The 2,104-nt window shown below is 52.0% G+C and carries 3 protein-coding genes; all 3 read right to left on the bottom strand.

The features are described from left to right. Window positions 1-212 precede the first annotated feature (212 nt). Entirely contained in the window at window positions 213-1,019 is an 807-nt protein-coding gene (locus tag JIN85_RS20215; RefSeq protein WP_200274258.1) for a hypothetical protein, read from the bottom strand. A 75-nt stretch (window positions 1,020-1,094) separates the two neighbouring features. After that, window positions 1,095-1,505, bottom strand: a complete 411-nt coding sequence (locus tag JIN85_RS20220) for a hypothetical protein (RefSeq protein WP_200274260.1) — start codon at window positions 1,503-1,505, stop codon at window positions 1,095-1,097. Window positions 1,506-1,727: 222 nt separating this feature from the next. Beyond that, window positions 1,728-1,934: a DUF4177 domain-containing protein gene (locus JIN85_RS22410; RefSeq protein ID WP_200274262.1), complete on the bottom strand. Its 207-nt coding sequence runs from the start codon at window positions 1,932-1,934 to the stop codon at window positions 1,728-1,730. Window positions 1,935-2,104 lie beyond the last annotated feature (170 nt).

Here is a 2,104-nt window from a genome sequence, read left to right on the forward strand (position 1 = left end):
TAAAATTCAAGCTGGCACTCTCCGGGAGACTGCAGCTAGATTACCACGCTCTTTCTCTATGATCACTTACACCAAACCCCCGCATCCAAGAGAACGTCAAAGGCCTCCTACGCCTGCCCTTGGGCGAGGCTTCGACTGTGGGTTAAGGGTTTAATGGCCATGAAGAATTGAACTCGCGGCTGGGCAGGTGTTAGGAGCGCCGCCTTGTTCGCTCATTTGCGGTAATCGCCCAACAACTTTGCCGTGACCCTAAGATACTGAGTGTCCCAAAACGTGTTCCGAATCGTAGCACTCATTTGCGCGCCTGTGCCTAGGTAGGCGTCGTCAAACCAGAGTGACATGTCCTTCGAATTCTCAACGATATACACGACATCGACCTCGGTGTCCCAAGTGTAGGTAAAACGCTTCCGCATAGCACGAACTGCAAACTCATAGTAGTCCTCTACGATCGGTCCGGAAATCTTCGGAACGCTTGGCAACGGCGGCGTAAACGCACCTGGTGGAGCTGAGCCACGCATTCTGAAAACCAGTTCTGTGACGATTGGTCCGTGTCCCCCGGTAAACCTCACACCTCCTTGAATCGAGTCCCCAAGAGCAACCCCATACTCGTTGTAACCATCCGGGAAACCTTGGGAGTCTGTGTCGGCAAGAATTGAGTAGATCCCTGGGTTAGAGATCTGGAGGGGTGGCGAAATCGGAACCTCGACCCACCCACCACCAGATCCATCAGGAATACCGCTCGCAGGAACGGTCGCTGAGAAAACCGCTTCACCCTGAGCGTTGTTCCACGGGTCGTAGGGCTGAACCGAAAGCTCGAATGGTGCACCACCGGCGATCTTCTTCACCCACACTCCTACTGACGACAAAGTGATTGATTGAGTAATTGTGAAGGACTGCCCAATCGCTGTGGCATCTACTGTGTTGTTCAGGCTCTCGCTGCTCAGAATCACAGGATCTTGAGCCCAGCACGTGAGGGTGAGGGCATAGAGGATGGTGCAGAGTCGCATCTTGCGTTTCATTCTCGAGCGAACGTCAAAAGCCACCCATCCACTACCGGGGGCGCGCTTCGACTTCAGGGTTAAAGGTTGGAATGGTCATTCAGATTTCGACTCGGGACGGGTAGTGGATTGGTGTGCGCTGCCTTGTTCTGCCTTGGTTTTTCCGAAGTAGAGCTCGGTCGTCTCGTCCTCACTCTTCGCAACATAGGGGGTCACGAATGACGAGTTTCCAATCGCTGCCTGAGCAAGAATTGCGCTGCATCGATTGTCTTTGATCTCCAACGCGGAACTTGAAATGAACTGGTCGTCCGAACCCCGAATAATGAGTCCGACGCTCGTCGTTCCTTGTGGCAGGGTGGCGACTACTTGAATGACTCCCAGATTCAGCTCGGACTTCTTGAGGGTGAAGCCATTCGCCGCTGCCTCGTCAGCATAAACAGCCTTGGACTGATCTGCGAAGATTGCTACAGGCAGCATCAAGAAAATGGCGGTGAGCAGGAGTCTCATTTTTTAGCATAACGTTAAAGATGAGCCGCTCCGGAGGCTGGCACGGAGCGTGCGAAAGCACGATGCGTGACAGCTGTAGGAGTTGGCTCTAGCGGCTTGTTAGGCTCAGTCTTCATTTTCGAACAGTAACGGTGGCTGGAGAGTGCAAAACCCATAAAATTAAGTAGCGTATAGTATGAGACTCTCGCTGCAGTATTGGACGGCCTAGTCGTCATCATCATGTTATTCCGAAGGTCTTTTCATAACAGCTACAACAAACTTCGAGCCGCCTTTGACCTTTTCAATGTCGAAAACGGATACCAACTCCCATCCCTCTGAACCTTGTCCGTTCAGTAGCTCTGCCAACCGATCAGAATCGAAATCGGTGCCCGAGAAGAAACCAAAATCTGTCGGAATTTTCAGCGTTTTGTATTCCCATTTGAGTCTCATAAGCGGAGGAAAGGTTTTTGCCTAACGTTAGAGTGGTGGCACGGCGGTGTCGAGCATCTAGAGCGAAGCGAACTCGCGAGCTTGTTCGCCGTTGCCACACACGCCTTGTTATCCTCTTCCATTTTTTAATTGCTTGAGGAATTCATCGTCCCGCAAAGCTCCTCCATCTA

It is taken from the genome of Luteolibacter pohnpeiensis (assembly GCF_016595435.1).
GTDB lineage: Bacteria > Verrucomicrobiota > Verrucomicrobiia > Verrucomicrobiales > Akkermansiaceae > Luteolibacter > Luteolibacter pohnpeiensis.